The sequence below is a fragment of the Novosphingobium mathurense genome (genome assembly GCF_900168325.1).
Taxonomy (GTDB): domain Bacteria; phylum Pseudomonadota; class Alphaproteobacteria; order Sphingomonadales; family Sphingomonadaceae; genus Novosphingobium; species Novosphingobium mathurense.
Genome location: NZ_FVZE01000001.1, coordinates 42,036 through 67,418, shown reverse-complemented (window position 1 = coordinate 67,418; position 25,383 = coordinate 42,036). Strand labels below are relative to the sequence as shown.

General features: G+C 60.9%; 23 protein-coding genes. 15 read left to right on the top strand and 8 right to left on the bottom strand.

Annotated elements, in window-relative coordinates:
• Positions 1 to 7 precede the first annotated feature (7 nt).
• On the bottom strand, positions 8 to 1,330 hold the full coding sequence (locus B5483_RS00350) for a PQQ-dependent sugar dehydrogenase (protein ID WP_079729157.1): 1,323 nt from the start codon (positions 1,328 to 1,330) through the stop codon (positions 8 to 10).
• A 393-nt stretch (positions 1,331 to 1,723) separates the two neighbouring features.
• Between B5483_RS00350 and B5483_RS00345 the strand changes: the two genes are divergently transcribed.
• Together B5483_RS00345 and B5483_RS00340 are read left to right on the top strand one after the other, a co-directional pair.
• Positions 1,724 to 2,959, top strand: a complete 1,236-nt coding sequence (locus tag B5483_RS00345) for a hypothetical protein (RefSeq protein ID WP_079729156.1) — start codon at positions 1,724 to 1,726, stop codon at positions 2,957 to 2,959.
• 43 nt (positions 2,960 to 3,002) lie between these two features.
• The gene (locus B5483_RS00340; protein WP_079729155.1) at positions 3,003 to 3,419 is read left to right on the top strand and encodes an acyl-CoA thioesterase; all 417 of its coding nucleotides are present in this window, start codon (positions 3,003 to 3,005) and stop codon (positions 3,417 to 3,419) included.
• A 187-nt stretch (positions 3,420 to 3,606) separates the two neighbouring features.
• Here the strand turns inward: B5483_RS00340 and B5483_RS00335 are convergent, their stop codons facing one another.
• Both B5483_RS00335 and B5483_RS00330 read right to left on the bottom strand, forming a co-directional pair.
• Positions 3,607 to 5,007: a serine hydrolase domain-containing protein gene (locus B5483_RS00335; RefSeq protein ID WP_079729154.1), complete on the bottom strand. Its 1,401-nt coding sequence runs from the start codon at positions 5,005 to 5,007 to the stop codon at positions 3,607 to 3,609.
• A 97-nt stretch (positions 5,008 to 5,104) separates the two neighbouring features.
• On the bottom strand, positions 5,105 to 6,400 hold the full coding sequence (locus tag B5483_RS00330; RefSeq protein WP_139383875.1) for a hypothetical protein: 1,296 nt from the start codon (positions 6,398 to 6,400) through the stop codon (positions 5,105 to 5,107).
• Positions 6,401 to 6,995: 595 nt separating this feature from the next.
• On the opposite strand from B5483_RS00330, the gene B5483_RS00325 reads away from it, so the two are divergent.
• The 7 genes from B5483_RS00325 to B5483_RS00300 all read left to right on the top strand — a co-directional run bounded on the left by B5483_RS00325 (position 6,996) and on the right by B5483_RS00300 (position 12,622).
• On the top strand, positions 6,996 to 7,382 hold the full coding sequence (locus B5483_RS00325; RefSeq protein WP_054945262.1) for a DUF6152 family protein: 387 nt from the start codon (positions 6,996 to 6,998) through the stop codon (positions 7,380 to 7,382).
• Between the two features lie 64 nt (positions 7,383 to 7,446).
• Positions 7,447 to 8,247 (top strand): hypothetical protein, encoded by an 801-nt coding sequence (locus B5483_RS00320; RefSeq protein WP_176167923.1) that lies wholly within the window; start codon positions 7,447 to 7,449, stop codon positions 8,245 to 8,247.
• Between the two features lie 52 nt (positions 8,248 to 8,299).
• Positions 8,300 to 9,631 carry a DUF4185 domain-containing protein gene (locus B5483_RS00315; RefSeq protein WP_217698184.1) on the top strand — a complete coding sequence of 444 codons (1,332 nt, stop codon included), beginning with the start codon at positions 8,300 to 8,302 and terminating at the stop codon, positions 9,629 to 9,631.
• 222 nt (positions 9,632 to 9,853) lie between these two features.
• Positions 9,854 to 10,081 (top strand): hypothetical protein, encoded by a 228-nt coding sequence (locus B5483_RS23060; RefSeq protein WP_176167922.1) that lies wholly within the window; start codon positions 9,854 to 9,856, stop codon positions 10,079 to 10,081.
• Positions 10,078 to 10,539 carry a MarR family winged helix-turn-helix transcriptional regulator gene (locus tag B5483_RS00310; protein WP_176167921.1) on the top strand — a complete coding sequence of 154 codons (462 nt, stop codon included), beginning with the start codon at positions 10,078 to 10,080 and terminating at the stop codon, positions 10,537 to 10,539. Before B5483_RS23060 ends, B5483_RS00310 begins: the two co-directional genes overlap by 4 nt.
• 267 nt (positions 10,540 to 10,806) lie before the next feature.
• Positions 10,807 to 11,085: a hypothetical protein gene (locus B5483_RS00305; RefSeq protein WP_054945264.1), complete on the top strand. Its 279-nt coding sequence runs from the start codon at positions 10,807 to 10,809 to the stop codon at positions 11,083 to 11,085.
• A 16-nt stretch (positions 11,086 to 11,101) separates the two neighbouring features.
• A complete protein-coding gene (locus B5483_RS00300; RefSeq protein ID WP_079729817.1) occupies positions 11,102 to 12,622 on the top strand; it encodes an aldehyde dehydrogenase family protein in 1,521 nt (506 codons plus the stop codon).
• A 45-nt stretch (positions 12,623 to 12,667) separates the two neighbouring features.
• Here the strand turns inward: B5483_RS00300 and B5483_RS00295 are convergent, their stop codons facing one another.
• The 3 genes from B5483_RS00295 to B5483_RS00285 are packed head-to-tail and all read right to left on the bottom strand — an operon-like array spanning position 12,668 to position 15,650.
• Positions 12,668 to 13,960, bottom strand: a complete 1,293-nt coding sequence (locus B5483_RS00295; RefSeq protein ID WP_079729150.1) for an NAD(P)/FAD-dependent oxidoreductase — start codon at positions 13,958 to 13,960, stop codon at positions 12,668 to 12,670.
• Positions 13,961 to 14,013: 53 nt separating this feature from the next.
• A complete protein-coding gene (locus B5483_RS00290) occupies positions 14,014 to 14,436 on the bottom strand; it encodes a Rid family hydrolase (protein WP_079729149.1) in 423 nt (140 codons plus the stop codon).
• 41 nt (positions 14,437 to 14,477) lie between these two features.
• Entirely contained in the window at positions 14,478 to 15,650 is a 1,173-nt protein-coding gene (locus B5483_RS00285; RefSeq protein WP_217698182.1) for an ornithine cyclodeaminase family protein, read from the bottom strand.
• A gap of 207 nt (positions 15,651 to 15,857) precedes the next feature.
• Between B5483_RS00285 and B5483_RS00280 the strand changes: the two genes are divergently transcribed.
• The 4 genes from B5483_RS00280 to B5483_RS00265 all read left to right on the top strand — a co-directional run bounded on the left by B5483_RS00280 (position 15,858) and on the right by B5483_RS00265 (position 19,196).
• Positions 15,858 to 16,928 carry an AraC family transcriptional regulator gene (locus B5483_RS00280; RefSeq protein ID WP_054945267.1) on the top strand — a complete coding sequence of 357 codons (1,071 nt, stop codon included), beginning with the start codon at positions 15,858 to 15,860 and terminating at the stop codon, positions 16,926 to 16,928.
• Positions 16,929 to 17,503: 575 nt separating this feature from the next.
• Positions 17,504 to 17,899, top strand: a complete 396-nt coding sequence (locus B5483_RS00275; RefSeq protein WP_139383874.1) for a cytochrome c — start codon at positions 17,504 to 17,506, stop codon at positions 17,897 to 17,899.
• A complete protein-coding gene (locus B5483_RS00270) occupies positions 17,899 to 18,582 on the top strand; it encodes a HupE/UreJ family protein (RefSeq protein ID WP_079729147.1) in 684 nt (227 codons plus the stop codon). The genes B5483_RS00275 and B5483_RS00270 overlap by 1 nt, the downstream gene beginning before the upstream one ends.
• Positions 18,579 to 19,196: a hypothetical protein gene (locus tag B5483_RS00265; RefSeq protein ID WP_217698181.1), complete on the top strand. Its 618-nt coding sequence runs from the start codon at positions 18,579 to 18,581 to the stop codon at positions 19,194 to 19,196. The genes B5483_RS00270 and B5483_RS00265 overlap by 4 nt, the downstream gene beginning before the upstream one ends.
• A gap of 110 nt (positions 19,197 to 19,306) precedes the next feature.
• Here B5483_RS00265 and B5483_RS00260 read toward each other — a convergent pair whose 3' ends face one another.
• Complete coding sequence (locus B5483_RS00260) at positions 19,307 to 21,517, bottom strand: TonB-dependent receptor (RefSeq protein ID WP_176167920.1); 2,211 nt, start codon at positions 21,515 to 21,517, stop codon at positions 19,307 to 19,309.
• A gap of 85 nt (positions 21,518 to 21,602) precedes the next feature.
• On the bottom strand, positions 21,603 to 22,976 hold the full coding sequence (locus tag B5483_RS00255; protein ID WP_079729145.1) for a PepSY-associated TM helix domain-containing protein: 1,374 nt from the start codon (positions 22,974 to 22,976) through the stop codon (positions 21,603 to 21,605).
• 676 nt (positions 22,977 to 23,652) lie between these two features.
• Between B5483_RS00255 and B5483_RS00250 the strand changes: the two genes are divergently transcribed.
• Both B5483_RS00250 and B5483_RS00245 read left to right on the top strand, forming a co-directional pair.
• Complete coding sequence (locus tag B5483_RS00250; RefSeq protein ID WP_217698180.1) at positions 23,653 to 24,024, top strand: YybH family protein; 372 nt, start codon at positions 23,653 to 23,655, stop codon at positions 24,022 to 24,024.
• Positions 24,025 to 24,484: 460 nt separating this feature from the next.
• Positions 24,485 to 25,279 carry a hypothetical protein gene (locus B5483_RS00245; RefSeq protein ID WP_139383873.1) on the top strand — a complete coding sequence of 265 codons (795 nt, stop codon included), beginning with the start codon at positions 24,485 to 24,487 and terminating at the stop codon, positions 25,277 to 25,279.
• Positions 25,280 to 25,383 lie beyond the last annotated feature (104 nt).

The window sequence follows — 25,383 nt, the reverse complement described above, 5'->3', positions numbered from 1 at the left end:
AGCCCGGTCACTGATGGACTGCGTCTCGCGCAGCCGCGGTACCCTGCGACGCGTCGGCGCCCGGTCCGATACGTACAACAATGGCATTTTCTTCGTCCGTCACGGCATAGAGCAGGCCATCCGGTCCCTGGCGCACATCCTTGAAGCGCTGGTGCAAGCCATCGAGAAGGACTTCCTGGCGCATCTCCTCCAGCCGATCGTTGAAAACGACGCGAATAATCGCACCTGTTCCATTGATCTGACCGCGCCGGGCGCTGGCGACGAACAGATTGTTGCTCCAGCCGGGCATCGCCGCCCCGGTGTAGAAGGTAATTCCATTGGGGGCGATGCCCGGTGCCCAGATCAGGAAGGGGCCTTGCGTTCCGGCACCGACCGGCGCCGATGGCAAGGGCGAACCGCCGTATTGCGTCCCGTAAGTGTAGTTCGGCCAACCATAGTTCTTGCCCGGGATCAGAACGTTCAGCTCATCGCCGCCCTGCGGTCCATGCTCGGAAGCAACAATACGGCCGGTTTGCGGATCGATCGCCAAGCCAAGGGCATCGCGGTGCCCGTAAGTCCAGATTTCGGGCCGCGCGCCCTTGACCCCGACGAACGGATTATCCGCCGGGATGCTGCCGTCGAACCCGACCCGCAGCACCTTGCCGTAAATATTATCGGTGCGTTGAGAACTCTCGATATCTCGTTCGCTCAGCGCTCCCACGGACATGTAGATATGCCGATCGTTACCGATCATGATCCGCGAGCTGCCGGGCCCAATCAGCGATTCGCCGACCATGAGATCCTTGATGTCGGTCAGCCGCAGGTCATCGAGCCTGGCCCGAGCAAGCACCGTGACGCCCTTGATCCTCTTTTCGACGGGATCGTAGCCGTCCGGTCGGTTGTAAGTGAAATACACCAGCCGGTTCTTCGCAAAATCCGGGTCGGGCTTCACATCCTGAATGCCCATCATGTCCAGCGGATTCAGATGCTCGGCTTTGGAATACTCCGGTGCGTTGGCAACAGGCTGTGGCACCAACTCCGGATTGGGACCCGTGGCATGCCGCAGCAGGCGCAGCCGCTGACCGCGCTCCACGATCAATGCATCCCCATTGGGCAGGAAAGCGAGACTGAAGACATTCACAAGACCTCGGGCAACAATCTCCACTTTCACCGACGTCTGTTCAGCGCTGGGGAAGGTGAAGGGCCCGGGGCCCGGCGCTTCGACCGGAAAACCGACTTCGGGCACACCGGACGCCATGGCTGGTGTCGATGCGACCGCTGACAGAACCAGCCAGCCGGAACGCCTCCCTACGCTGAGCATCCGCTTCGCCAAGCCGCCAAACCCGTTCATTCACCCACTCCTGTCAGTGCCCGATCACCGAGACCCCAAAGCGTCAGTCTAGTATCTCAGAGGAATGCGGACTGATTGCAGGGTCGGTCAATTTCTTGGCATCTTGGGTCGAATACCGGCGCAGCGTTTGGTTTGCCACCCGGCTTCAGGTTGCGACGCGGAATCCCGGCTTGCCTCGCGCCGAAAGCAACTGCCCCGCCGACATATTTCAAGATTGAAATATGTCGATCTGCGCCTAAACTCTCCACACGCGATGGCCTCAGGCTGTGCGTCAGTGCAACATAGGCGTTGCGGTTATGCCATACGGGGGTAACAGCATGACCGGCTGCGGGACGTTACAAGGGTTCTCCCGCAGGTAGTGGGGCACTATTGGGGATCGAGGCCAACAGATCAATGAAGCCAGAAGCTGCTGACGAGACTCAAACGGCCTACGAAATTGAAACCGCACGATTTCGCGAAGTTCTGGCGAAGGGGCGGTCATCCAATCAGCTCGCTCTGTTCGATCTCCTGGTTGAGCGTTCTCGCGACCACCGCTCGCCCAAGGAAGTCGAGCTTGCCATCGCCCTTTTCGGCAACGACGCCATGCTGGATTCCACCGCAGGATCGGGCGTGCGGGTCTATGTCCATCGCCTGCGCAAGCGAATCGACGATTATTATCACGGCAAAGAAGGTCCGCGCCTCGTCATTCCGAAGGGGGTATACCGGATCGTTCTGCAAGACGGCGAGGCTACGGACAGCGACGCCGATCTGCCGGCATGGCTGAGACGGTTGATCGGGCTGCCCCCGGCCCTCTCCATCGGATTGGTCCTCATCGCCTGCGCCTGCGTGGCATTCATCGGTTGGAGCCTCTGGTCGACGGTTTCGATTTCGACGGCAAGCAAGAGCGGCAGCCGCCAGGCCCTGCTCGGAGACGCGGCCAAGTTGTCCAAGCCGCTGATCGCTGTAGGCGACAGCCGCTTGCTGGCCGAAACTCCCGACCAGCGCAGTATCCGGCGGATGATCCTCAATCCCGAGGTCCAGACGCGCGACGATTTCAGCGAGTATCTGAAAGCCCATCCGGAGTCCTTCTACGAACTGTTCGATTTCGATCTGAACTTTGCGCCCATCGGTTCGGTCGAAGCTGCCTGGACAGTTCAGGACAGGCTTGGCCTGACCGGCGGGGCCACTGGCGAAACCGGCCAACTCGTTCCCGTCTCCGCACTGAGTGCCGATCTGCTCGAGAGCCATGACATCATTTACGTAGGCCGGCTGTCACAGCTTGGAATTCTGGAATCGCGGGTCTTTGCCCAGTCCCGCTTCCGTCCGGAAGGCTACGACGGTCTGGTCGATGTCGCGAAGCGCAGGAAATTCCAGGGCCAGGTCTATCGAGGCGAAGGTTCGGCATCCGCAAAGGACTACGGCTATCTTGCCGTCCGAACCGGTTCCTCCGGGCGTCGCATGATCGTGCTGGCCGGCATCGGCGACAGTGGAACCAATGCCATTGTCGACCTCATGAAGACACCACATGTCATTTCTGCGTTGAAACGCAAGATCGGCGGTGCGCGCAACTTCGAGGCTCTGTTCGAGGTCACCGGGAGCAGCGGTGCCCCGTCCCAAAAGCGCCTCGTTTCAGTTCACGCCCTGAACTGATCTCGACCGCAGAACCTGTCTTTGGATTGAGGGAACGCGGGTTATGACGTTCAGGACAACCGGGCAAATCCGTTCCGCCCATATCGATGACACCGGGATCGTCTTCTATCCCCGCTATTTCGAAATGCTCAATGCTGCGGTCGAGGACTGGTTCGCCCGGGGCCTCGGGGCAAGCTTCAATTCCATGCACCTGGATCGCGGCATCGGGGTTCCTACCGTACAGCTATCTGCAGAGTTGGAGGCACCCAGCACCCTTGGCGAGGAACTGACGATACTGCTCACGCCCGGCAGGATCGGTCGCAGCAGTTGTTGCTACGACGCCGTATTCACCGCAAGGGGTCTGGTTCGGCTCCGGGCCACGGGAACTCTTGTCTGCATGAACCTTGAGACTCGGAAATCCGAACCCTGGCCTGAAGATATACGCAAGCGGATGACGCAATACCTCTTGCCGATCGTCTGAACCCTAAAGGCGCAAGACGAACAAGCTCTCGCTGCGCAGGATATTTACAGGGTAACGCCGGCCGAAACCGAATACAGATCCACGCGTATTCACGAAAGCCGGTCGGCACATCGAATGCACCGACCATCTCCAGCTCACCCGCCCCGTCCACAGGGAACGGAGCGGACCTGCGTCCTGGGGGAAAAGCCTAAAGCGGCTCGTTCCAATCCTTCAACGGAACGATGTCGAGAGTGGCGACCTTACCGTTCGAGGCCAGTCCCATGCGTATCTCGACGACGCCCTTGGCGAAGCGCGCACGGTAGCGATACAGGGTTTCACCGCATTGCGCCGGTCGGTCGAACAGCGCAAAATCGGAAAGCGGCCCAAGCTCACCCAGCATTCCGGCGTAAAGCGCCGTGAGTTCGTTATAATCGAGCTCGGTGAAATCGACGAAATCGGATTGCGTCGTGCGACCGGCAACAATCGCCTCGATCAGTGCGCGGGCCTTGGCCGTGACATTTGCGTCCGCATCGCTGCGCGGGCTGGCCGGCGCGCCTGCAAGCGCAGGATCGGTCAAACCCGCAATACTCCGCGCGAGGTAGCGGGCGTCGGCCTTCTCGCCGTTGGCATAGACCACAACGGTAAGATCCCGCCCCGGATACCGCAGGGTATAGGTCTGGAAACCCTGCCAGCTGCCTGCCTGGCTCCATGTCACCTGCTTGCCTTGCCGGTCGGTCGACCATCCCGGCACGTATGCGCAGCTCTGTCCGTCGCCAAGGCTCGCCTTCTTCGCCAGAATGTCCCAAGATTTCGCGCTCAGCAGGCGTCGCTGTGAAACGGCATTCGCCCACGCCGCATAATCGAGTACCGAGAGGTAGAGCGAACCGTCGGCCGTGGAATTCGCAGTCTGGGAGATCCATTCCGCATTGCGCAAACCCTTTTCGCGCAGTTCGTATCCCGTCGACCGGTTGGGGATGATCGCCATTTCGTCGATGCCCCGCGCCGATTGCATGCCGAGCGGTTTGAAGATCCGGCGATCCATGAACTTCGTCCAGTGTTCGCCGGTAACTTCTTCGATCATGAAGCCAAGCACGATGTATCCGGCATAGCTGAACCGCCAGCGGGCTCCGGCCGGAGAATTGATGTCCTGCGAGCCGATGATGTCGAGCAGCTCTGCATTGGTATATTCTGCCCGAAAATCGCCATTCGGCGTGGCTGGCAGGCCCGAAGTGTGATCGAGCAACTGGCGCACGGTTACCTTGGCCCACTTGGCGGGCACTCCCGACAGGTAGCGCTTCACCGGCGCGTCCAGTTCGATCTTGCCGTCTTCCACCAACAGCATGACGGCTGCCGCGGTCAACTGCATGCCGGTGGCGCCGATCTTGAACATCGTATCGGGATGAACCGGCACGCCATGCTCTATATCGGCCTGTCCGAAGGACTGCACCCGCGCCAGACGACCTTCGTCGACAACCGCGATGGCGACGCCGGGCGTCTTGCTGCGCTCCATCTCCGCCGCGACCAGATCATCGACCGGGTCAGCATGAGCCGCAGTGGAAAGAAGCGCGGAAAGAAGAAGACCGAAGCGCATGGAGTTACCGATATTCATAAGCGAAATTTGCCTTTCACGCGGGCTCATCGAAATTGCTAAAGCGGCCGGATTGTTTCTGGTCCCGGCCAGCCTGCATTCCCCTGCAACATTGGCTTTATTCTGGCGCCGGGGAATCGGCTTTCGTGTCGAAGGGGCGATAGGGCGCGACATTGCCGGAACTGTCCCAGATCTCGCCCGATTTCAGCGGCCTGTCGAGCACCGGAGTGGCCCCCACATTGACGTGTTCGATCGTCCGCACCCGGTACAGCGCTTCGAAACCGCTGCGCAACTTGGCCGGATTGGCCACCAGACGTTCCAGCTGGTCGAGGTTCCCGACCAGTTGCGCGGCTTCCTTGAGACCGGCGTCCCCTACCCCCGCGATCACCAGAAGGCGATTGTCTGCCGGGCCAGGTACGCTCGCAAGATAGGCATAGTCCCTGCGCGCGATCCGTTCGTCGGTCAGTACCATTCCGTCCGACTGATAACGCTTCGAGCTTGCCGCATCGGTCAGGCCCTCGAAGCCCGATTCAATCCGAAAACCGGATGCCTGCCCCAGGGGATCCTTGAGCAGTGGCGGCATGCCATTGAACTGCCCGACATAAATGATGTCTGAAGCCTTGAGCATTTCCGGGGTCAGCTGCGAGGCCGCCACGAGCCTGGTCGACCGCCTCCGGAGCGAAGGCAGCTGATTGATATCGGCGCGAACTGCCGAAAGCGCCTGAATCGATCCACCGCTTACGAACTGCTGGTTGTAATCGACAATGCTGTGCGCATGGGCGGGATCGAGCATCTGCAGAATCGTCAGGTCTTCACGGGTGGGGACCTCCTTGTCCCACACCAGCTGCGGCCCGGCATCCGGTGTCCCGCCCGGAGAGTCGAGTTGCGCGAAAAGGTAGTAATCGCCCACCACGACGACGAGGGGGCGCTCGCTCTGATCGAAGGCCTGCCATACCTGGGTCTGCGCCAGCGGCGGCGTCGACCGATTCAGCCACCACCATCCCGCGATCACGCAGACAAGTGCCGCAGCGACCATAGCCGCCACGCGCCTGTAGCGAGGCCCGCCGCGTACCGTTACCCCCGATTCCGGCTGAGGTTGCCCGGTAACTTCGCCGTCGCCCTCATCGCTCAGACAGATGCGATACTCCCCCACGGGAATGTAGAGCCTCGGTCCGGAAATTTCCGCAAAGGCACTGTCGAGCGCCTTTCTCAAACGATGCACATAGACCCGAACGTTGGCATCCTGTCCGGTGTCCAGGAAATTTTCGTCGGCGAAGGCTTCCGAGGCAATTGTCTGTTCCGACGGGGTTTCGCCAGCCATCGTTTTCGTCAGCAAATAGTCGAACAGACGAAGCAGGCGGTCAGAACGGCTTCCTTCGAGAGCCCCGCGCACCGTGTCGGCTGCAGCGAGCAAGCGGGCGTCGTCCTGATTCAAACGGGCCGAACTCACAGGATCACCGCTCCAGTCCATAGTTTACGTGGCGCAACAATGAATCGATATTGCACCATTCAATGCACAAATAGCAACAGTTCATCGCAGGCGGAGGATCCGCCGTCACGCCGACAATAGAATGGCAGGTAGCATATTTCATCGGCCCGGCCCCCAATCACCGGCTCGTTCACTGTAAGCTTCCGGTTTCTGAACGACACATAATCTTGTTCTACCCATGCCACTCGATGCCAGACACGGTTTATGCGCCCATTTTCGACACCCATCGTGACTTGCAAGGTTACAAATAAAACACTTATATAACATAGATTTGGATTTAAGATGTAACGGTTTCACAACTGTAATCGCCTTCGCCGGCCGACGCGATGGCCCCAAGTAGAACCCACAAGCAACCACGGTGCGACGACAGAGGTGAAGCGCAGCAAAGCCAGTGCAACTCAGGTTCAGGCCCAATGAACGGGGCGACGTGAAAGACAACGTCGGTCCGCAAATTTCGGGGCATCCAACCCTCGTTGCCAACTGCATCTTCCCCCCGGTCAGCCTCAGATGGAGAAGTCTCATGAAGTTATTCGGAAAGATCGCAGTCATTGCAGCCGGCGTCGGCGCGCTGGGCGCCGCTGTCGCCACTCCGGCTCTGGCTCACCATTCGTTCGCGATGTTTGACCAGACGACCAAGCTCGCCAAGGCTCAGGTCACTGTTGCAGAATTCAGGTTCACCAATCCTCACTCGTTCGTCGTCGTTAACGTCACCGAGGGATCGAAGGTCACCCGCTATGTCCTCGAATGCAGCAGCGTGAACATGCTGCGCAAGAGTGGCTGGAAGTTCAACACGATCAAGCCGGGCGACAAGGTGGACATCACCTACTATCCGCTCCGCAACGGCAAGCCGGGCGGGATGCTCAACAGCATCAAGGTTCCCGACGGACGTACCCTCTCCAGCTGGTAAGCCATCGTCCCGAACTCGAGAAAAAATGACGCCTGGCCGAGTTCGGCCAGGAGGGGGAAATCAAATGTTCAAATCGAAACTCGCACTTGTTCTTACGGTCGCACTGGCATCGGTCAGTAGCCACGCAGAGACGGTCCGCGCCGAAACAGGCCAGGCCGCAACGGTCCGCGACGTAAAGATCCAGGGGACGGATATCTCGGGCGTCTGGGAAATGTACCCCGATCCCTTCGCCGGATCCGAGCTGTCTTTTCTGGAGCTACCGGTACCGGGCGACGGTCCGAAACTGAAAGAGCCCTGGGCATCCCAATGGAAGAAGCTGCGCACAGAACGTGAGGAACTGCTCAAGGCCGGCACTCCGCGCGTCGATGCCAGCACCCAGTGCCTGCCTGAAGGCATGCCGGCGATCATGGGCGCGATCTTCCCGCTGGAGATCCTCCAGACGCCGGGCCAGGTGACGGTGCTCGCAGAGTTCCTGACCCAGACCCGCCGCATCTATCTCGATCGTCCGATGCCCGCTGCCGATGAGCTCAACCCCAACTTCTACGGCTTCTCGACCGGCCACTGGGAAGGGGACACCCTGGTCATTACCACCAAGGGCATCAAGGAACGCCCCGTATTCTTCGAGATTCCGTTCAGCTCGGAAATGGAGATCACGGAGCGCATCCGCCTGACCGGACCGGATCTGCTCGAGGACGTCATCACGATCAAAGACCCGAGGCTCGTGGAACCTTACACTTTCACTTACGGATACAAGCGCAATCCGGAATACGTGATCGAGGAATACTTCTGCGAGCGTGAAGATCCGCTGTTCAAGGTCGGCGACGACGGCACGATCGAAATGAAAACCGCCGACGAAATCCAGTAAATGCCACAAGGGCCGTCGCCTGATTGGGACGGCCCACCACGGGAGACCATCGATGAACCCCAGACGCGATTTCTTGCGCCATTCACTGGCGCTGGGCCTCGCCACCAGCATTGGTGGTCCTCTCGTTTCCCCGCTTTCTGCCGCTGCCCCGCGACGCGGCGCAGCGGCCGTGAACGGGGCTGTGCCGGTTGACGGCACGGTAACCCGCCTCGGCGGTCAGGGCGATGGCTACAAGATGACCGTGGCTGCGGATGGCCGGCAGATCGTTGTCGTCAACGACGGCCCCGGCTGGGCCCCTCCCCCCGCCACCTTCTTCAGCACCCGGTTGTGGACTGCAGAAGGGCCGCCGAGCGAAGTGCGCTTCGCACAACTCGACGGTTATCCTTTCGTCGATCGCGCGGCCCATCCCGAAAACGCCCCGCACTATTATGGCAATGGCGTCATCGCGATTGGCCAGAACCTCTATCAGTTCCTCGCCACGCTCGATGCGGCCGAAGACCGGCCACGGCGCTGGACCGGCGCCAAGTTGATCCATTCTTCCGATGGCGGGGCCACGTGGCAGAACCTTGACGGTTCCCGCCCGGTCGTTTGGGAGGACTGGAACGAGCAATCGCGAACGCGGTTTCCTTTCTTCAACGAACCCGACGGCTGCTTTTCCCTGCTCGCCTTCCTCCAGCAAGGCCGGGCCTATGGCGCAAACCGCGACGGCTACGTCTATGTCTATGGCCTCAACGGCAGCGTCGACGGATTGATGAACCAGTTGATGCTGTTCCGCGTCCCCAAGGAACGGCTGCTCGATCGCTCCGCCTATCGCTTTTTCGCCGGCCGCGCGGGCAGCGGCAGGGCACGCTGGTCGGCCGACATCACCGACCGCCGGCCAGTACACACCTTCCCGCGCGGCTGGGTCAACTACACCAACCTGTTCCCGGGCGATCTCGTGGTCGAATCCTGGCTGCCCAGCGTGGTCTGGAATGAACCGCTGGGGCTCTACATGATGTCCAGCGCCGGGATCGGTTGCGCACCCGATGGAACCGAATTCGGCAAGCCCAGCTATCTGGGCCTGTGGGTATCGGACAATCCCTGGGGCCCGTGGCGCCAGATCCACGAAGACACCGCTTGGACGCCGGGTGGTGACCCGAAGGCACGCGCCTATTCGCCGCAGATCGCGCCGGGCTGGATCTCCGCCGATGGCAAATCCTTCTGGCTGGTTTGGCCCGATCTCGCCGGAATCCGGGAGTTCGGGCGCGACGAAGAACTTGTGGACGCGGAAATGAGCAAGGCGCGCGACGCCAGTGAACGGACAACGATCGAGGCAGCTATCCTGCGCCGCTACCTGCCGGGCTTTGCCATGAACGCGCAACGCTTCGATATTCGAACCGACTGACCGTTCCACCCCATCCACCAGAGCCGTTCGAGGCATACCGATCTCCCAATCCATGGACGCGCTGGCCGCCACGCGGGCCATTCGCCGCAGCGATGCGTCCGGGAGCGCGCGCTGGAGCCGATCAACTTCATCGATTGAAATGCACTTGCTCCCTCGCCGGACAGTCCGCATTACGCAGCAAAGGCGCGGCTGCGTATTACCGGCTTTGGCGAAGGGGAGATCATGGCGCCGACCAGACAGATCCACAGCTGCAATGACGGGCGCAATGCCTTCGTCGCACAGTTCCCCGGACAGGGCGACGCTGTGCATCTGTGCACATGGGGACTTCCCGATAACCAGTTCGCGCGTGCCCCGGGCTCCATCGGCCATGACCGGACGGGCCAGCGAGAGGACGATCCGCAACTGGCATGGCAAGCTCCCGTCCGGGCAGGCACTGGAGACCCTGCATGAGCAAATCCACCCCTCCTTGCACCTATGAAGAGCTGGAACGCTCCCTGCCCTACCTCGTCAATCGGCTGGCCATGCTCGGCCAGGCCACGCAGAGGCGCATGCTGCAGAAGAACAACCTCAATCTGGTAACCCTGCGGACGATGTCGATCCTGCAGATCGAGGACGGACTGACAATCAACGAGATTTCCGCCCGCACCTTCACGGAGCAATCCTCTATCAGTCGTGCAGTCGACGCCATGGTTATCCAGGGCCTGGTCGAACGTCGAGTTCCGCAACATGACCAACGCCGCCGAGAAGTCATCCTCACCGACAAGGGCCGCGATCAGCTTTTCGAGAACTGGCCGACAATGGATGAATACTTCACGACATTGAGCGAGGGTATAGCGGAGGCGGAACGCCAGGTGTGCCGCGACGTGCTAAACCGGATGCTGGCAAACCTGATCGAGCTCAACGGATAGGCTGCCCCACTGGCAAGCGAGACAGCACGCCGAGATTGTATCGAAAAAATCGGCACTCGATACGGGACGGACACCTGTCCCGGCAGGGCGTGGCCGAACATGCAAACTAAGATGGCACCTGCGCAATACCGCCTTTCGGGTGGATCGTCATTCATTGCGCGATAGAATAACCAGCCGTGCCACGGGGGCGGAATGACGCAGAAAACAGGAGCACTCGCGGCCAACGCGGCCAATTTCGGAGCGCCTTGTCGCAGGACCACCCGTGCCTTGACGACAGTTCTCGCGATCCTGACCTACGCTGCGGCGATGAGCGTCGTGGCCGGAATTATCCCCCTGATGTCGGCCTACGTTCCTGGTGCATATCCACCCGAGATCCAATCGTTCGCCTGTGTCGTGATGGTGCTGTTCGCCATCTGCGGCCAGCGATCGGTTACGCATGTTCGCAGTGCCGGAGCATTCGGCCCCCGCATCGCCCTCAACCTCGACGGCGAAAAGTCCGCCCTTCAAATCCTGCAGCCTGCAACGAACCGCTGCCTCGCTGCCTAACCCTATGGAAACGACAATGTCCTCTCAGAACACTGCCCATTTCGAACGCCCCGAAATCAGGCTCCCATCAGGGCGTATCCTCCTGAACGGCGAGTTGGTCCAGCCGCGCGGTGCCGAACGGACGATCGATGCGATAGATCCGGCAACCGGCGCGACGATCATGTCATTCGCGGCCTGCTCTGCCGAGGATGTCGACCGGGCGGTGAATGCCGCGCACGCCTGCTTCGAAAGCCGCGCATGGCAGGCGATGCGCCCGCTGGACCGCGGTCGGTTGCTGGAGAACCTCGCGCTGCTGGTCGAACGCCATCGCGAGGAACTGGCGGCGCTGGAATCGCTCGACAGCGGCAAGCTGCTTGCCGTGACCAATGCGATCGATCTGCAGTTCACCATCGACGGATTGCGCTATTTCGCCGGGTGGGCGTCCAAGATCAACGGCGAGTATGTGACCCACAACCCGCTGGTGCCTGAGGACGCCGTCTATCGCGCCTATACGCAGCGCCGCCCCATCGGCGTGGTCGGCGGCATCACGCCGTGGAACTTCCCGATCGGACAGGCGATCCAGAAGATTGCGCCTGCGATCGCCTTCGGGTGCACCGTAGTGCTCAAGCCGTCGGAGGAAAGCTCGCTCACCACGTTGCGGCTGGGCGAACTGATCGTCGAAGCCGGCTTCCCTGCCGGCGCCGTCAACATCGTCACCGGCTACGGCGCCGAGGCGGGCGCGGCCCTTGTCGATCATCCGCGCGTGCGCAAGATTGCCTTCACCGGATCGACGGCGACCGGCCAACGCATCCTGGCGGCCTCGGCTGCGACCATGAAGCGGGTGACCCTGGAACTTGGCGGGAAATCGCCCACGATCATCCTCGCCGATGCGGATCTGGATCGCGCCATTCCCGGCGCGGCCGCGGCAATCTTCTCCAACTCGGGCCAGATCTGCACGGCCGGTTCGCGCCTGCTGGTCGAGGATGCGGTCTATGATCGGGTCATGGACGGAGTGGCGGGCATCGCCGAAGCCCTGCGACTGGGGTCCCCCTTCGATCCGGCAACGCAGATCGGCCCCCTGATTTCGCCACGCCAGCGCGATCGCGTGAGCCAAATCGTCGCTGCAGGCGTGCAAGAAGGTGCCGAAGTGGTGGCCGGCGGACGCGTCGAAGAGACGGCAGGCTGGTTCTATCGCCCGACGCTGCTTGCAAATGTCGATCCCGACATGGTCGTAATGCGCGAGGAGATCTTCGGCCCGGTGGTCTGCGCAACGCGCATCACCGACCGTTCACAGATCGTGCCGATGGCGAACGACACCCCGTTCGGCCTTGCCGCCAGCGTCTGGACGCGAAACCTCGACCATGCGCATCTGCTGGCCGAACGGATCGATGCCGGGACGGTGTGGCTCAATACCCACAACGTTCTGGATCTCGCCATGCCATTCGGGGGAGGCAAGCTCTCGGGCCTTGGGCGCGAGTTCGGCAGCGAGGCTGTCCACGCATTTACCGAGCCCAAAGCCGTCTGCATGCGGCTCGAAGGCAACTACGAATTCGGATAAGCCGGAACCGTCGCTACCGCCCGACGCAGCCAGAGCTGAAAAGGCTCAGAAGCGATCCGGGCGGTAGGGAGTGGGATCGAGCGCCGGCGTCTTTCCGGACACCAGATCGGCGACAATTTCACCGGCCGCCGGCGCGGTCCCGAAACCATGGCCGGAAAAACCCGTTGCCAGGGTAAGGTTCGGCAAGCGCGCGACCGGGCCGATCACAGGCATGGAATCCGGCGTAACGTCGATCATTCCGCCCCATTCCTGTGCGATCTTCGCCTTTGCAAAGACCGGCCAGGCCGCGATCAGATTGCGCATCGCTTCCTCGTTAAGCGAATGCCTGACATCCGGGTCCATGGTCCGGATCTTTTCGAAGGGCGATAGGGCATCTGCCTTCCAGCGCCGCGACAACGCCAGATCGTCGAAGAACTCGCGTCCGAACGAGACACGCAAGTTGCGCCACTGGGCCATCAGTGTGGGCAGATATTTCAGCCCGATCAGAAAGTGGTCGAGGGTCAGCGGGGCGAACAAGGCACCTCGCTGGGTGATGGTGTAGCCGCCATCAAGCCGCTTGCGGAACGAGAAATCCGTGCCGCCCACGGCGCAGTCGGTCGGCCCGTCCATCGGTTCGGTCCGCAAAACCGCGGCGACCAACGGCAAAGTCAGCAGCCTTACGCCATGGTTCCCAAGGAACCTGCGCGACCATACGCCACCGGCCAACACCACCTGCGAGCAGCGGATTTCCCCCTGTTCGGTGACCACGCCGCTGACCGCCCCGCCGGTGGTCTCCAGTTTGCGCACCGCGCAATTTTCGACGATGATGGCGCCCTTGGCCATTGCGGCCTTGGCAATGGCGCTCGAGGCCATGGTCGGCTCAGCACGTCCATCGGACGGGGTGAGGATCCCCCCGGCCCACGTCCCGGTACTCCCGGGAAAAAGCTCCGCGACCTGACCCGGTGTCAGCATTCGGGAATCGACCCCCGATCCGCGCACCGACGTCAGCCAGCTTTCATGGACTGCAAGTTCTTCCGGCGTGCGCGAGACATAGGCGATCCCGGCCTGGCGAAAGCCGCAATCATCCCCCACGCGCTGCGGCATCTGCGCCCACAGCCGTTCTGCCGCCTGAGCCATCGGCAGATCGGGCACCGGGCGCATCACCTTGCGCACCCAGCCAAGGTTGCGGGACGATTGTTCGCCGGCGATCCGACCTTTCTCGATCACCACCACGGGTACGCCGCGCTCGGCCAGGCAAAGTGCGGTGGAAAGCCCGACGATGCCGCCACCGATCACCACAACGGTGGTTTGCTTCGGCAGGGCGGGTGATGTTTGGACCGGAACGATCTGAGGAGCCATGAAACAAGGGCCTTGAAAGTTTGGATCAGCCCCGCGACGCGCGGGGCTGACTGTCACAGGGAGACGAGCAGTTCCTTGACGTCGGCCTTGGAAACGCCGCGAACGGCAACCACGTCGATTTCCACCTTGTACTGGGCGGCGCCCAGCGGAGGGCAGGTCATGGTCAGGGTCGGATTGATGCCGCCCATGCGCTTGCCGTATGCCGCCATGATCGTGTCGATATCCTCGGGGAACTGGACGAACACCCGCGCCGAAACGACATCTTCCAGCACCGCATCGACCGCGGCCAGCGCACCGGAAATGTTGTCGAGCACCTGATTGGTCTGTTCGGTCAGATCTTCCGGGATCAGTTTCGTTCGCGGATTGCGTCCGGCAGTGTTGGACACCCAGATCATGTTGTCCACGGCGACCAGCCGCGAATAGGAACCGAGATCCTCGAACTTGTTTCCGGTCTTGACCTTGATGACTTCAGGCATGGAGACTCCTGGTTAGAATTGATGAAGCGTTGGCAATCCGACTATTTCAGTGCCGGCGCGTCCCACAGGTTGAGTTTGACGCCGATCCCGTTGGCGACGGCATTGCGATAGATCACGGTGCCCCAGGCCACGTCCTCGACCGCCAGGCCGCCTACCGAGAGAATGAAGATCTCCTCGTCGTTCTGGCGGCCGGGCGCGTCGCCAGACACGATCGCGCCAAGGTCCTCGAGCGCCTCGCGTGGCAGGCTGCCCTCTTCGACGAGGTCGAAGAAGCGAACGCCGACAGAAGGCACGTGAACATGGCGCGGCGCCGGAAGCTCCTCGAGATAGGCTTCGTACAGGCCTGTGAAGTCCAGGACTTTCCTGATTTCCGGGCCCTGCATGCCCTCGTCGATGTTGCAGGGCGCAGGCATCGACAGGAATGTGCCGGGGCTCACCCATTCACGGCGCACTGTCGGATATTTCGACGGATCGCCGGTCGCAACCGAGGCACAGAAGGTGGCGATATCGGAACCGCGGACGACTTCCTCTTCGGTTTCCACAACCTTGATCGTGGTGATCTGCGGGTAGGTTTCCGCAACCCATCCCGTGAAAGCGTCGAGATTGGCCTTCCCTCGTCCCTTGATCTTCAATGTATCGATCAGCGGGCAGGTCTCCATGAACGCAGCGAGCGAAGTGCGCGCCATGACACCCGGGCCAACGATGCCCACCACGCGCGAATCCCGCCGGGCAAGATGCCGCGCTCCGACACCGGGCACTGCCCCTGTCCGATAGGCCGAAAGAAGGTTGGCCGACATCAGCGCCAGCGGCGCCCCGGTGTCGGCATCATTGAGCATGAAAGTCAGGATCGAACGCGGCAGCCCCTTGTCGCGGTTCTCGATGTTCGATCCGTACCATTTCATGCCTGCGGTGCAGAACGACCCTCCAAGATAGGCCGGCATCGCCATGAAGCGACGATCGGTGGTCGGCTTGGGCATGTCGGGGAATGGCGAATTTTCGGGGAAGACCACGATCGCGCCGTGCGAATTGTTGTTCCCGCCTGCCATGCGATAGTCGCCGATATGCAGAAGGTGGAACATCTCCTCCATGGCATCAACGCACTGGGCCATGTTCGTGACGCCCGCGCGGATCATGTCGGGTTCTGAAAGATAGAGAAAATCCACCCGGGGCAGTGCACTCAGGAGATCGCTACCAGCCTTGTCATTTTCGGACATCCTCACGGCGTGAACAGCTTCTGGAGCCACTTGGGCATCGGAGCTCAAATCGGACACATGCACACCTTTTATTTGCCGCTTTTCCCATTATTCGCAGCCAAGACCGACACCTGACAGCTTATTGCGCGGTTTCGGCCCTCCCATGATTACTGTAAATTGCAGCTAGGGATTGACCATTTGCATAATCGGCCAGTATCCATCTCTATCATGCTGGAAGCCAATTCTCTCCCGCCCTCCGAAGGCCAATCGAAAGGCAATCTGGGAACGATCCGGCTGCTTTTTCTGAAGGCCCTGCTCGACGTGCTGTCCGATGTGGGCAAGCGGATCGATCCACTGCTACGCGAACATGGATTGTTTCGGTCGCAGCTTGAAACACCTTACGATTTCATACCGCTCCATCGCTATGTCGCCTTTATGGAACAGGCGGCGCACAAGTTCCAGCGCCCTTATCTGGGGCTTGAAGTGGGAATGAATTTCGGTCTGGCGGACATGGGACCGTTCTACGCACTGCTGCGCGCTTCGGGAACGCTGCGGGGTGCAATGAACTATCTCGGGCTGTTCCAGTCGCGCATGCAAACCCGGACGCTGTTCGACTGCCAGCGCGATCACGAGACCACGACCTATTGGTATCGCATCGAGGATGAAAACGTCTGGCCGCGGGCTCAGGATGCCGAGTTCGCCATTTCGAGCTTCGTCAATCTGGCGAGGCAACTCACGACCCCGAAATGGGCCCCTGCCGGTGTGCATTTCGAACATGCGATCAAGAACCGCGAGAACCGTCTGGAGCAATTTTTCCGGGCACCTGTCGTGGGCAATCAACTGGCCAACGGCCTGGTGATCCGGAACGATGACCTTGACCAGCCTTTCGTCAGTGCGGTTCCCTCGGAAGACCTCAAGCTGCGAAACATCCTCGAATGGCACCTGCTCGATCTGATGGGGCCGGAAGCAGCACCGAACGAGAGTATCGTGTCCCTGACGAAAGACGTCATCGCGCGCTGGCTCGGACGGACACATGTCGGCTGCGTCACGGTCGCGGCGGAACTCAAGCTCTCGGAACGCTCGCTGCGTCGGCGCCTGACCGAGGAAGGCACATCGTTCCGGGAACTCCTTCAAGAAGCCCGCAAGGAAAGGGCCCGGACAATCCTGTCCAAGCCGGGAATCTCGCTGGCGGTGGCCGCCGAGCAGTTGGGCTATTCCGACACCGCAGTCTTCTCCCGCGCCTTCAAGGACTGGACCGGCGTTTCCCCGGGCCGGTTCCTGCGCAGGCCTGAAGCCTGAAGCCTGAAGCCCGAAGTTGAAGATGGCGATGTCGTGTAGATCCGGCCTGATTGCGTTCGTACCGACCGACCCATTCTTGCAGGCAGTCTCAGTATGGTGCTCGAAACCGCGACGTGCGGCGCATAGCAGGAATTGACTCCCCCTTCCCGGGCATATCCTCGCCAGACAGTTCCCACCGACGCCACCTGATGGGCCCGTTGAACGTGGTGAAACGGTTCGATACGGGTACGGATCGCCGGACCGTGGGGCGCATCGCGCAACAGCTCCGCAATCCACCTGCCGGCAGCGCGCAGGGCCAAAACCTGCCTGAAACCGGCTCAGGCGGCGAACTTGCAATGCCCGGCCCCGTCTGTCCTTCCGATCGTGACGGGCGTGTAACCTAAAAGTTACCGCAAATCATTTCCGTTGCACGCGCATGGCTGACAGAACTTCGACAGAAGTGCCGCATCGCGGCCAGCGATCTGCAACGAGGGGCAACAATGGGAAGAATACTCGCAATCAGTGCCGCAACGATCTTGTTATGCAGCGGATGCTCGGCACAGGAAGAACCAAAGGCCGCCGACATCAAGGCGGAGATGCTCCTGCATGTCCAGCCTGCCGCGGAAACCTTCTGGAACGCCGTGCAGTTCATCAGCGACGAGAATGGCTCGCGCGAGATCGTGCCGCAAACCGCGGCGGAATGGCAAGAAGTCCTCGAGGGTGCCCGCGCCCTGAAAAAGTATGGGGCAACACTGCAGGAGCCTGAATATGCTGCAGGCCGCGGTGCGGACTGGAAAGACTATGCCAAGGGTCTTGTCGACGTGGCAGGTCAGGCCGAAGCCGCAGCCCAATCGCATGACCCCGACAAGGTGCTCGAGGTCGGCGGCACGCTCTACAACGTCTGCAGTGCCTGCCACGAAGTATATATGCCCAACCCCGTGAGCGTGGCCCCGGGCATCCCGACCGATGAGAGCACAGGTACGCAACCCTGATGCCGCGCATCGCATGGTTGGTCGCGGCGCTTGCCTGCCTACTGGTCTGGCCTGATCTGGCCATGGCGCACGCCGTGGCGCAAGGCGACCGCGCCTTCGTCACGGCAACCCAGGGTCCGGCGGTCGTGCCGTTTCTGTACCTGGGCGCGAAACACATGGTCACCGGGTACGATCACATCCTGTTCCTGATCGGCGTGGTCATGTTCCTCTATCGACTGCGCGACGTGGTCCTCTACGTTTCGATGTTCACGATCGGACATTCGCTGACCCTGCTTCTCGGCGTGCTGTTCCATACCGGCGCGAACAGCCATATCGTGGACGCGATCATCGGCCTGTCAATCATCTACAAGGGGACCGAAAACCTCGGCCTCCTGCGCAAACTGGGCTGGACGTTCGATACCCGTCTGGCGGTTCTCGTCTTCGGGCTCTGCCACGGCCTGGGCCTTGCCACAAAACTGCTCGACCTTTCGATTTCCAACCATGGGCTGGTGATCAATCTGTTGAGCTTCAATCTGGGCGTGGAACTGGGCCAGATCCTCGTCCTGTTCTTCGTCGTCTCCCTGCTCAACCTCTGGCGCAGCCGCCCGGGCTTCAAGTCCGGTGCGCGAGTTGCAAACTGGGTCCTGGTGGCAGGCGGGGCAGCGATCATGCTCGACCAGACACGGGAGTATTTCATATCATGACCGATGAACAACCGACCGGCACGCCAAGCCGCGGCAAGATCGTTTTGCTCGGCGCTGCTGCTGTTGCGACAGTGACAGCCATTGCAGTGGTTTTCGTCTTCCCTGCCGAGTTCGGCATCGACCCCACCGGGCTTGGCGAGGCAAGCGGTCTGACCGAGATCGCCAATCCGCAGGCAGGCGAAACGCTTGAACGCGGGCTGAAGCGCAAGGGCGTTCTGACTCCAAGCGACACGGCCCTCGCACCGGAGCCGGGTCAAAGCGACCATTGGACGTACGAGCTGCAACCCTATCAGGAGATCGAGCTCAAATACGTTCTCGACAAGGATGCCCCGATTGTCTTTTCGTGGAGCGCCGATGGTCCGCTCAACTACGACATGCATGCCCATCCGTTCGAAGGAGGCGAAGCCCTCACCGAAAGCTACGCGATCGCCAAGGGCAATCAACAGCATGGCCGTTACGTCGCGGCCTTCTCGGGAATTCACGGCTGGCACTGGCAGAACCGGGGGCTGTCGACCGTGCGCCTGACACTCGTCACATCGGGCCGGATTGTCGGCTCGAAGGTGCTCGACGGACGGACCGAGCAGGATCGGGAACTTTCCCCCAACCCCCGGTAATTCAAAACCGGTCCACAAAACGAGAAAGGGCCGCAGCGGATCACCCCGCTGCGGCCCTTTTCGCATGACCTGAACCGACCGGCGCCAGGTGCGCCGGTCGGTTCGTCCGATCAGAACGAGTGTTCGATGTTCAGACCGATCGTGCGCGGCTGAACGTAGTTGAACCAGTCTGCGTTGAAAGTGCTCTGGTTATAGAAACCGCCGCCGATCACGCCATTCTTGTTGGTCAGGTTCTGGACGAAGACGCGAAGGTTCCAGTTATCGAACTCAACTCCGGCATTGATGTCAAACTGGACATAGCCGGGGTAGGACGCGCGGAACGGCGCCGCATCTTCGAAGGGCACGAATTCGCCCTTGCGTTCCCCGACATAGGTCGCGGACCCGCCGAAGGAGACCTTGGTCCTGTCGGATACCGCGGTATCGTAGTCGAACGAGAACCGGCCCGAGTTCTTGCTCGAGTACGGCAGACGATCACCCCTTACGGCGTAGACCGTACCGGAGGCGAACTCCTCGCGCAGGTTGGCGTCGACATAGGCCCACCACGCCTTCAGGGTCAGCCCATCGACCGGCCGGGATTCGAACGCGATCTCGAAGCCACGGCTGCGCGCCTTGCCTGCATTGCTGTTATAGGTGAACGTGCCGAGCGAGGACACCTGCGTGATCTGGATGTCTTTCCAGTCGATGTTGAACACCGAGAAATCGTAGGACAGCATCCGGCCCAGCAGATCGCCCTTCGCGCCCAGCTCGTAGTTCGTGGTCTTGTCCGGACGGAACTGGCAGGGCACCGGCTCGACCGGATCTTCACTGCAGGCAGCGTTGGGGCCTCCCGGGCGGTAACCCGTGGCGAGGCGGGCATAGATCATGTGATCGGGCGTCGGCTTGAACCGGGGCGTGATCTGGTAAGTGAAAGCACTGCCGCTGGCCTTCGGCCTGGTAACGCCGGCAAACGGCTCTGCGGGATAAGGCAGACCCTGGAACCATTCGCGGTGGAGCATGCGCTGGTTGTTCTTGCTGTAGCGTCCGCCGAACTGGATATCGAACTGATCGGACAGTCTGGCCGTCAGATTGGCGAAGCCCGCGTATTCCCGATACTTGATCTTGTCGCGCCAGACCACCGGATTGCCGTAGATGCTGCCATCGTCAGGATTGGTGGCAAAGGCATCGACATCGTACTTGCCGGATTCCCGCGTGTAGAAGCCGCCGACAATCCAGTCGATATTGCTGCCTACCGTGCCGGACAGACGCGTTTCATGCGAGAACTTGCCCACGTTGTAGACCTGCCGGAACACGTTGCCGAATTCCGTGATTTCGGGGGGGAAGATCGCCGGGAACAGGAAGGCCGTCAGCGGCGATGCCGTGAAATCGATGAAGTCGTAATTGGTGGCGCGCGAATAGGCGGTGATCGACGTCAGGTCCACACCCCCCAGATCGGCATTGATCTGGGCGCTGTACAGCTGGACGTCGGACTGACTGCGGCCGGCCCCGATCTGATCGGTCTGCTTGTAAAACGAACCCGTCGTCGAATCGACATTCGAAGAACCATAGATGTCGCGCACCTGGTAAAGGGCGTTGAGCTTGATCGAGAAGGTATCCGAAGCCTGCCAAAGCGCAGCCAGCCGTCCGCCGGTCACCCGCGACGAGTTCACATCCTTCTTGCCGGTGCGAACATTGTCGATGTAGCCGGGCTCCTTGCGCGTGTAGGCGCTGGCGCGCACGGCAAAGGTGTCGCCCAGTGGTACGTTGATCGCGCCACGCAGGTTGTATCCGAGCGACTGGCCACCCTTGTGGATCATGTGCGCACCCGCGCCGACCGAACCGCTAAGGCCGTCAAGGTCGGGATCGACCGTAACATACTTGACCAGGCCGCCCATGCTGCTGGCGCCGTAGAGCGTGCCCTGCGGTCCGCGCAGAACCTCCACGCGTGCAAGTTCGGACGGGTCGAGGTCAGGCGCCGCGCCGAACAGACCGCCCTGCCCGGTGGACGAACCGTAAGGCACGTCATCAACTGTGAAGCCCACAACCGGGTTTCCCGTCACCGGGCTGGTCGTGATGCCGCGGATCGCCAGCTGCGCGCGGTTGTTCTGGAACTGCAGGTTCACGCCCGGTACGCTGGCGAAGAATTCCTGCGCCTTGGTCTGGTTCTGCGCCAGCATGTCCTCGCCCCCGACGGCCGTGACCGGCACCGGGACGTCCTTGAGACGCTCTTCCCTCTTCTGGGCGGTAACCAGGATCTCATTGCCCACGGCCGTGCTGTCGGCGCTGGTCTGCGCCATTGCCGGCGCGGCGTTCAACGCAAGCAGGACCACTCCGGATATTGGCATGCAGGAGAGCCTGAAAAGGTATCGCGTAGATTTCCTCATTTTGTATTCCCCGTCTTCATTGATTGTCTTGCCTAATTTACCAATATCACCGGGTCGCACCGCCCTTGGCCGGTTCGCCCTTCGGATTTGGAACGTTTGCCGCTCGCCGAGGCTTGGGACGGCGCGCCTTGCGCCGACGCCACCACAGAAGAACGCCAGTTACGGAAATGCCCACCACAAGCAGGCCGAAAAGGGAGACCGCAATCTGTACCGGACGTCCGCCGATCGCGGTCACGTGCAGCGCCATCAGCCAGCTCGTAACGGTATTCCCGGAACGCTGGCCCCGGGGCAGTTGCAGCCCGACGAACCGGCCATCGCGCGCGTCGATTGCAATGGTCGCGGCAGTGGCGGGCGAATTCGTCTCAGTCGGGTTGCCCTGCCCGTCGAGCAGATCGCGCGACGTGTGCATCAGGAAGAAATAGAGGCCGAGATCGCGGCGGTATTCGAGGGCGGCCGGCTTGCCGAGCGTAAAGCCCTCGACCCGGGCCTGCTCCGCGAAATAACGCTGCCCGAGTTCCGCAGCCTGAAACCAGTCTACCGGTGGGTTGAGCAGCGGTTCCTTCAAGGGCGGGCGCGGCGGAGCCTCCTGGAAGTGTTCGTAATCCGCAAACTTGCTGACAATGGCCGCGTAATAGCCGCCAAGATTCATTGCAAAACCGGACACCGCGAAAATCAGCAACAGCGCCCACAGCCAAAGTCCCGAAGCCCGGTGCAGATCGAGAATAAAGCGGTTCGAATTGTTCCCCTTGCTGACCTTCCACGATGTCGACCAACGCTTGAGGAAAGGCCGCGGAGGGTTGCCCGCCTTGCTTTTCTTGGGCTTGGGCGGAAGTGTCAGATAGATGCCGGTCAGGACTTCGAAGGCCCAGACCAGACCCAGTGAGCCGATCAGCAGAATACCCAGCCCGAGCGGGAAGATCAGCGCGTAGTGGAGGTAATAGAGGAACGAAGGCAGGCCTTCCGGCCGCAGCGTAGCCGCACCAATCACCCGCTGGCCAAGCCGTTCGCCGGTATAGGGATTGGCGAAGACTTCATCGTAGTCGATCTCGAAAGGCCGCCCGGAAACCGGATCGATGGCCGGCATGACCCTGGAAAACAGCGCTTCATCGGGCTTCTGCGGAAATTGCAGAGAGAAAACGTGCGAACGCGGGTCCTGCGCCTCAAGCTGCGCTCGGACCCGCAGCGCGTCATCCAACGTCCATCCCTTTTCCTGCGGTACGACGACGCGCATGCGCGCGTTGAAGGTGCGCTCCAAATCGTCATAAAACGCGATTATGCTGCCTGTGCCGGCGATGATGATGAGGAAAAACGCAAGCGTCAGCCCAACGTAACGATGGACCTTTGTGAAAAGTGACTGAACTTGCGACGGACCGCTCAACCTGCCAGCTCCAAAATCAACGCTCCCTTGCAGCCCATTCATCGATCCGACCGTGACCGCTCTCCCTGCCGGCTGGCAGGACCTTGGCGCGCCAAGCCGGATCACCCTGAAAGGGCATGACCGTATGCCTGTAATTAGTTTGAGCCTAAAATGGCATGTCCGGGCGCTGACAGAATTGCCCTCATTCTCGAATACATTGCAATTTCGGCCTACGTGACCTCAATCGGGGCAGCGACAGGGCCCTGGGCGGCGTCGTGAGCATACGCCCCAACCCGCCCGATCCAGCATTGCTCAAGGCAGACAAACAGGCGAAAACCGGGCCTGTTCGATCATCCGGGACCAACCTCGCCATGATCCGTCCGCGTGGCTCTGATCGGGCGCGACCCCTGACCGAAACAATTGGGATTTAGGCCGAAGATGAAATTGACGCCTGCGCTGAACTGCCTCTAACTGTTACTTTAATCAGGTGCTTGGCGGCAATTGTGCAGCGCCCGCCAGGCAAGACCCGCAGAGGAGCCAAAGTGTGATCGGATCCATTCGCAAGTCATGGCAAAGTGCTTTTGAGGGCCATGAAGTGTCCACCCAAGCCGCTGAGGGGACCGACGACGGAGTGACCCGCTCGTGCTTCCTTCGCATGATGGCCGCAGGTGCGCTGGCAGCAGGTTTCAGTGGGTCGGCCCGCGCCGCCGTTCCGGCCAAAGCGTCTGGTGTGCCTCCCGTGACCGATATCGACAAACTCTATGACGCCTGGCAAGAGCGCATGAATAGCGGCGATCTCGAAGGCCTCGTCGATCTCTATGTTGAGGATGTCTACTACGTGAATCCCGACGGCGTGGCGTTGTCCGGCAAGGCCGCAGTGCGCACGGACCTTGCAGGACTGTTGGCGCTGAAACCCCAGATCGTCTTGGGTAATCGTCGCCACATGGTCTATGAAAACATCGCCCTGACGACCAACCACTGGCGCATGAACTTCTTCAACGCCGATGGCGTGAAGCAGGAACTTACCGGCGGCGGCATCGAGGTGATGCGCAAGGAGGCCGATGGCGGCTGGCGCTACATTATCGACGATGCTTCGCGATCGGCGTCGTAAGAAAAAGACAGGGAAACGGGCGGCTGTCGGGTCGCCCATCCCTTCGGCACCGAGTTATCTTGACAAGAAGGCCGGATTTTCCGCCAACAACCGGTTCTGCGTGAGGGGCCATCGCGAGAGACTGCGTGAGTGGCCCAATAGCCTGCCAGTCGGCAATGCGGGTGGTAACAGCTGGTACAGCCAACAGCGCTGCAAGGTATCGCATTCAACCAGCCGCGTGCGAGGTGAATGGACCTGCGGCAAGAGAGACCCTCGCCCCGGCAGCTCACTTCATGAATTGCGACAGGCGTTCTTGCGATAGACCGTATTCGCCTGCCCGCTCGTAAAATCACAGCTCATTGATATGATCCAGAGATTATGGATCGAATATCTCAACTCTTGGCGATCGAGCCTGCGCGCGATACCGCTTCCGGCAGAACATCGAAAGCCGTTCCGATCGGCAGGATCTAAGGGAGAACCCATGCGTCTCAGAAGCCTAACCTTACTTTCAGCGACAGCTCTATCGATAGGTTTGTGCACCTCGGTCAATGCCGAAACCCCCATCGCGGGCGCTCAGGCCGGCCAGATCGTGGGACAGAACATTTCTGGCATCTGGGAATCCTATCCCGATGACACCAGCGACGCCGAAGACGCCTTCATCGAATTTCCGGTCCCGGGCGACGGCCCCAGGCTCAAGGAACCGTACGCGACGGAATGGAAGGAATTTCGCGCGAAACGCGAGGCCATGTTGGCTGCCGGCACTCCCCTGGTCGATCCCAGCACGCTGTGCCTTCCCGAAGGCATGCCTGGGATCATGGCCGCCATCTTCCCGCTGGAGATTCTTCAAACGCCCGGACAAGTCACCGTCCTGGCAGAACTTTTCACACAAACACGGCGCATTTACCTGAACCGGCCGATGCCGGCGCTCGAAGACCTCAACCCGTCATTCTACGGTTTCTCATCCGGTCGGTGGGAAGGCGACACCCTGATCGTAACCACGAAGGGCGTGAAGGAAGACGTCCGATTCTTCGACATCCCCCATAGTCTGAAAATGGTCATCACCGAGCGCATTCGACTGACGGGACCGGATGTGATGGAAAATGTCATCTCCATCGAGGATCCCGAGACCCTGCTCGAACCGTACGTTTTCACGTACGAATACAAGCGCGATCCGGATTACGAGATGGCGGAATACTTCTGCGAAAGGGATGACGCGCTGCTCAAGGTCAATACCGACGGCACCGTCCAGATGAAGACAGGCGAGGACATCCCTTAAACGGCCCCTCCAATCGACGGAAGCGGTGTTGGCGCCGGGCCCGATCCGTGACCCTGCCTCATCACGGCGTTCCCGGAAAACAGGCCTATTCGCCCGACGTGCTC

Bases quoted from the DNA above. Each gene is read 5' to 3' on its own strand.
- B5483_RS00320 (WP_176167923.1), top strand. From the start codon at position 7,447: ATGTTCAAATCGAAACTCGCACTTGTTCTTACGGTCGCACTGGCATCG.
- B5483_RS00275 (WP_139383874.1), top strand. From the start codon at position 17,504: ATGCTCCTGCATGTCCAGCCTGCCGCGGAAACCTTCTGGAACGCCGTG.
- B5483_RS00300 (WP_079729817.1), top strand. From the start codon at position 11,102: ATGTCCTCTCAGAACACTGCCCATTTCGAACGCCCCGAAATCAGGCTC.
- B5483_RS00280 (WP_054945267.1), top strand. From the start codon at position 15,858: ATGCTGGAAGCCAATTCTCTCCCGCCCTCCGAAGGCCAATCGAAAGGC.
- B5483_RS23060 (WP_176167922.1), top strand. From the start codon at position 9,854: ATGGCGCCGACCAGACAGATCCACAGCTGCAATGACGGGCGCAATGCC.
- B5483_RS00290 (WP_079729149.1), bottom strand. From the start codon at position 14,436: ATGCCTGAAGTCATCAAGGTCAAGACCGGAAACAAGTTCGAGGATCTC.
- B5483_RS00255 (WP_079729145.1), bottom strand. From the start codon at position 22,976: ATGAATGGGCTGCAAGGGAGCGTTGATTTTGGAGCTGGCAGGTTGAGC.
- B5483_RS00295 (WP_079729150.1), bottom strand. From the start codon at position 13,960: ATGGCTCCTCAGATCGTTCCGGTCCAAACATCACCCGCCCTGCCGAAG.
- B5483_RS00285 (WP_217698182.1), bottom strand. From the start codon at position 15,650: ATGTCCGAAAATGACAAGGCTGGTAGCGATCTCCTGAGTGCACTGCCC.
- B5483_RS00260 (WP_176167920.1), bottom strand. From the start codon at position 21,517: ATGCCAATATCCGGAGTGGTCCTGCTTGCGTTGAACGCCGCGCCGGCA.
- B5483_RS00340 (WP_079729155.1), top strand. From the start codon at position 3,003: ATGACGTTCAGGACAACCGGGCAAATCCGTTCCGCCCATATCGATGAC.
- B5483_RS00350 (WP_079729157.1), bottom strand. From the start codon at position 1,330: ATGAACGGGTTTGGCGGCTTGGCGAAGCGGATGCTCAGCGTAGGGAGG.
- B5483_RS00265 (WP_217698181.1), top strand. From the start codon at position 18,579: ATGACCGATGAACAACCGACCGGCACGCCAAGCCGCGGCAAGATCGTT.
- B5483_RS00310 (WP_176167921.1), top strand. From the start codon at position 10,078: ATGAGCAAATCCACCCCTCCTTGCACCTATGAAGAGCTGGAACGCTCC.
- B5483_RS00315 (WP_217698184.1), top strand. From the start codon at position 8,300: ATGAACCCCAGACGCGATTTCTTGCGCCATTCACTGGCGCTGGGCCTC.
- B5483_RS00325 (WP_054945262.1), top strand. From the start codon at position 6,996: ATGAAGTTATTCGGAAAGATCGCAGTCATTGCAGCCGGCGTCGGCGCG.
- B5483_RS00270 (WP_079729147.1), top strand. From the start codon at position 17,899: ATGCCGCGCATCGCATGGTTGGTCGCGGCGCTTGCCTGCCTACTGGTC.
- B5483_RS00335 (WP_079729154.1), bottom strand. From the start codon at position 5,007: ATGAATATCGGTAACTCCATGCGCTTCGGTCTTCTTCTTTCCGCGCTT.
- B5483_RS00245 (WP_139383873.1), top strand. From the start codon at position 24,485: ATGCGTCTCAGAAGCCTAACCTTACTTTCAGCGACAGCTCTATCGATA.
- B5483_RS00345 (WP_079729156.1), top strand. From the start codon at position 1,724: ATGAAGCCAGAAGCTGCTGACGAGACTCAAACGGCCTACGAAATTGAA.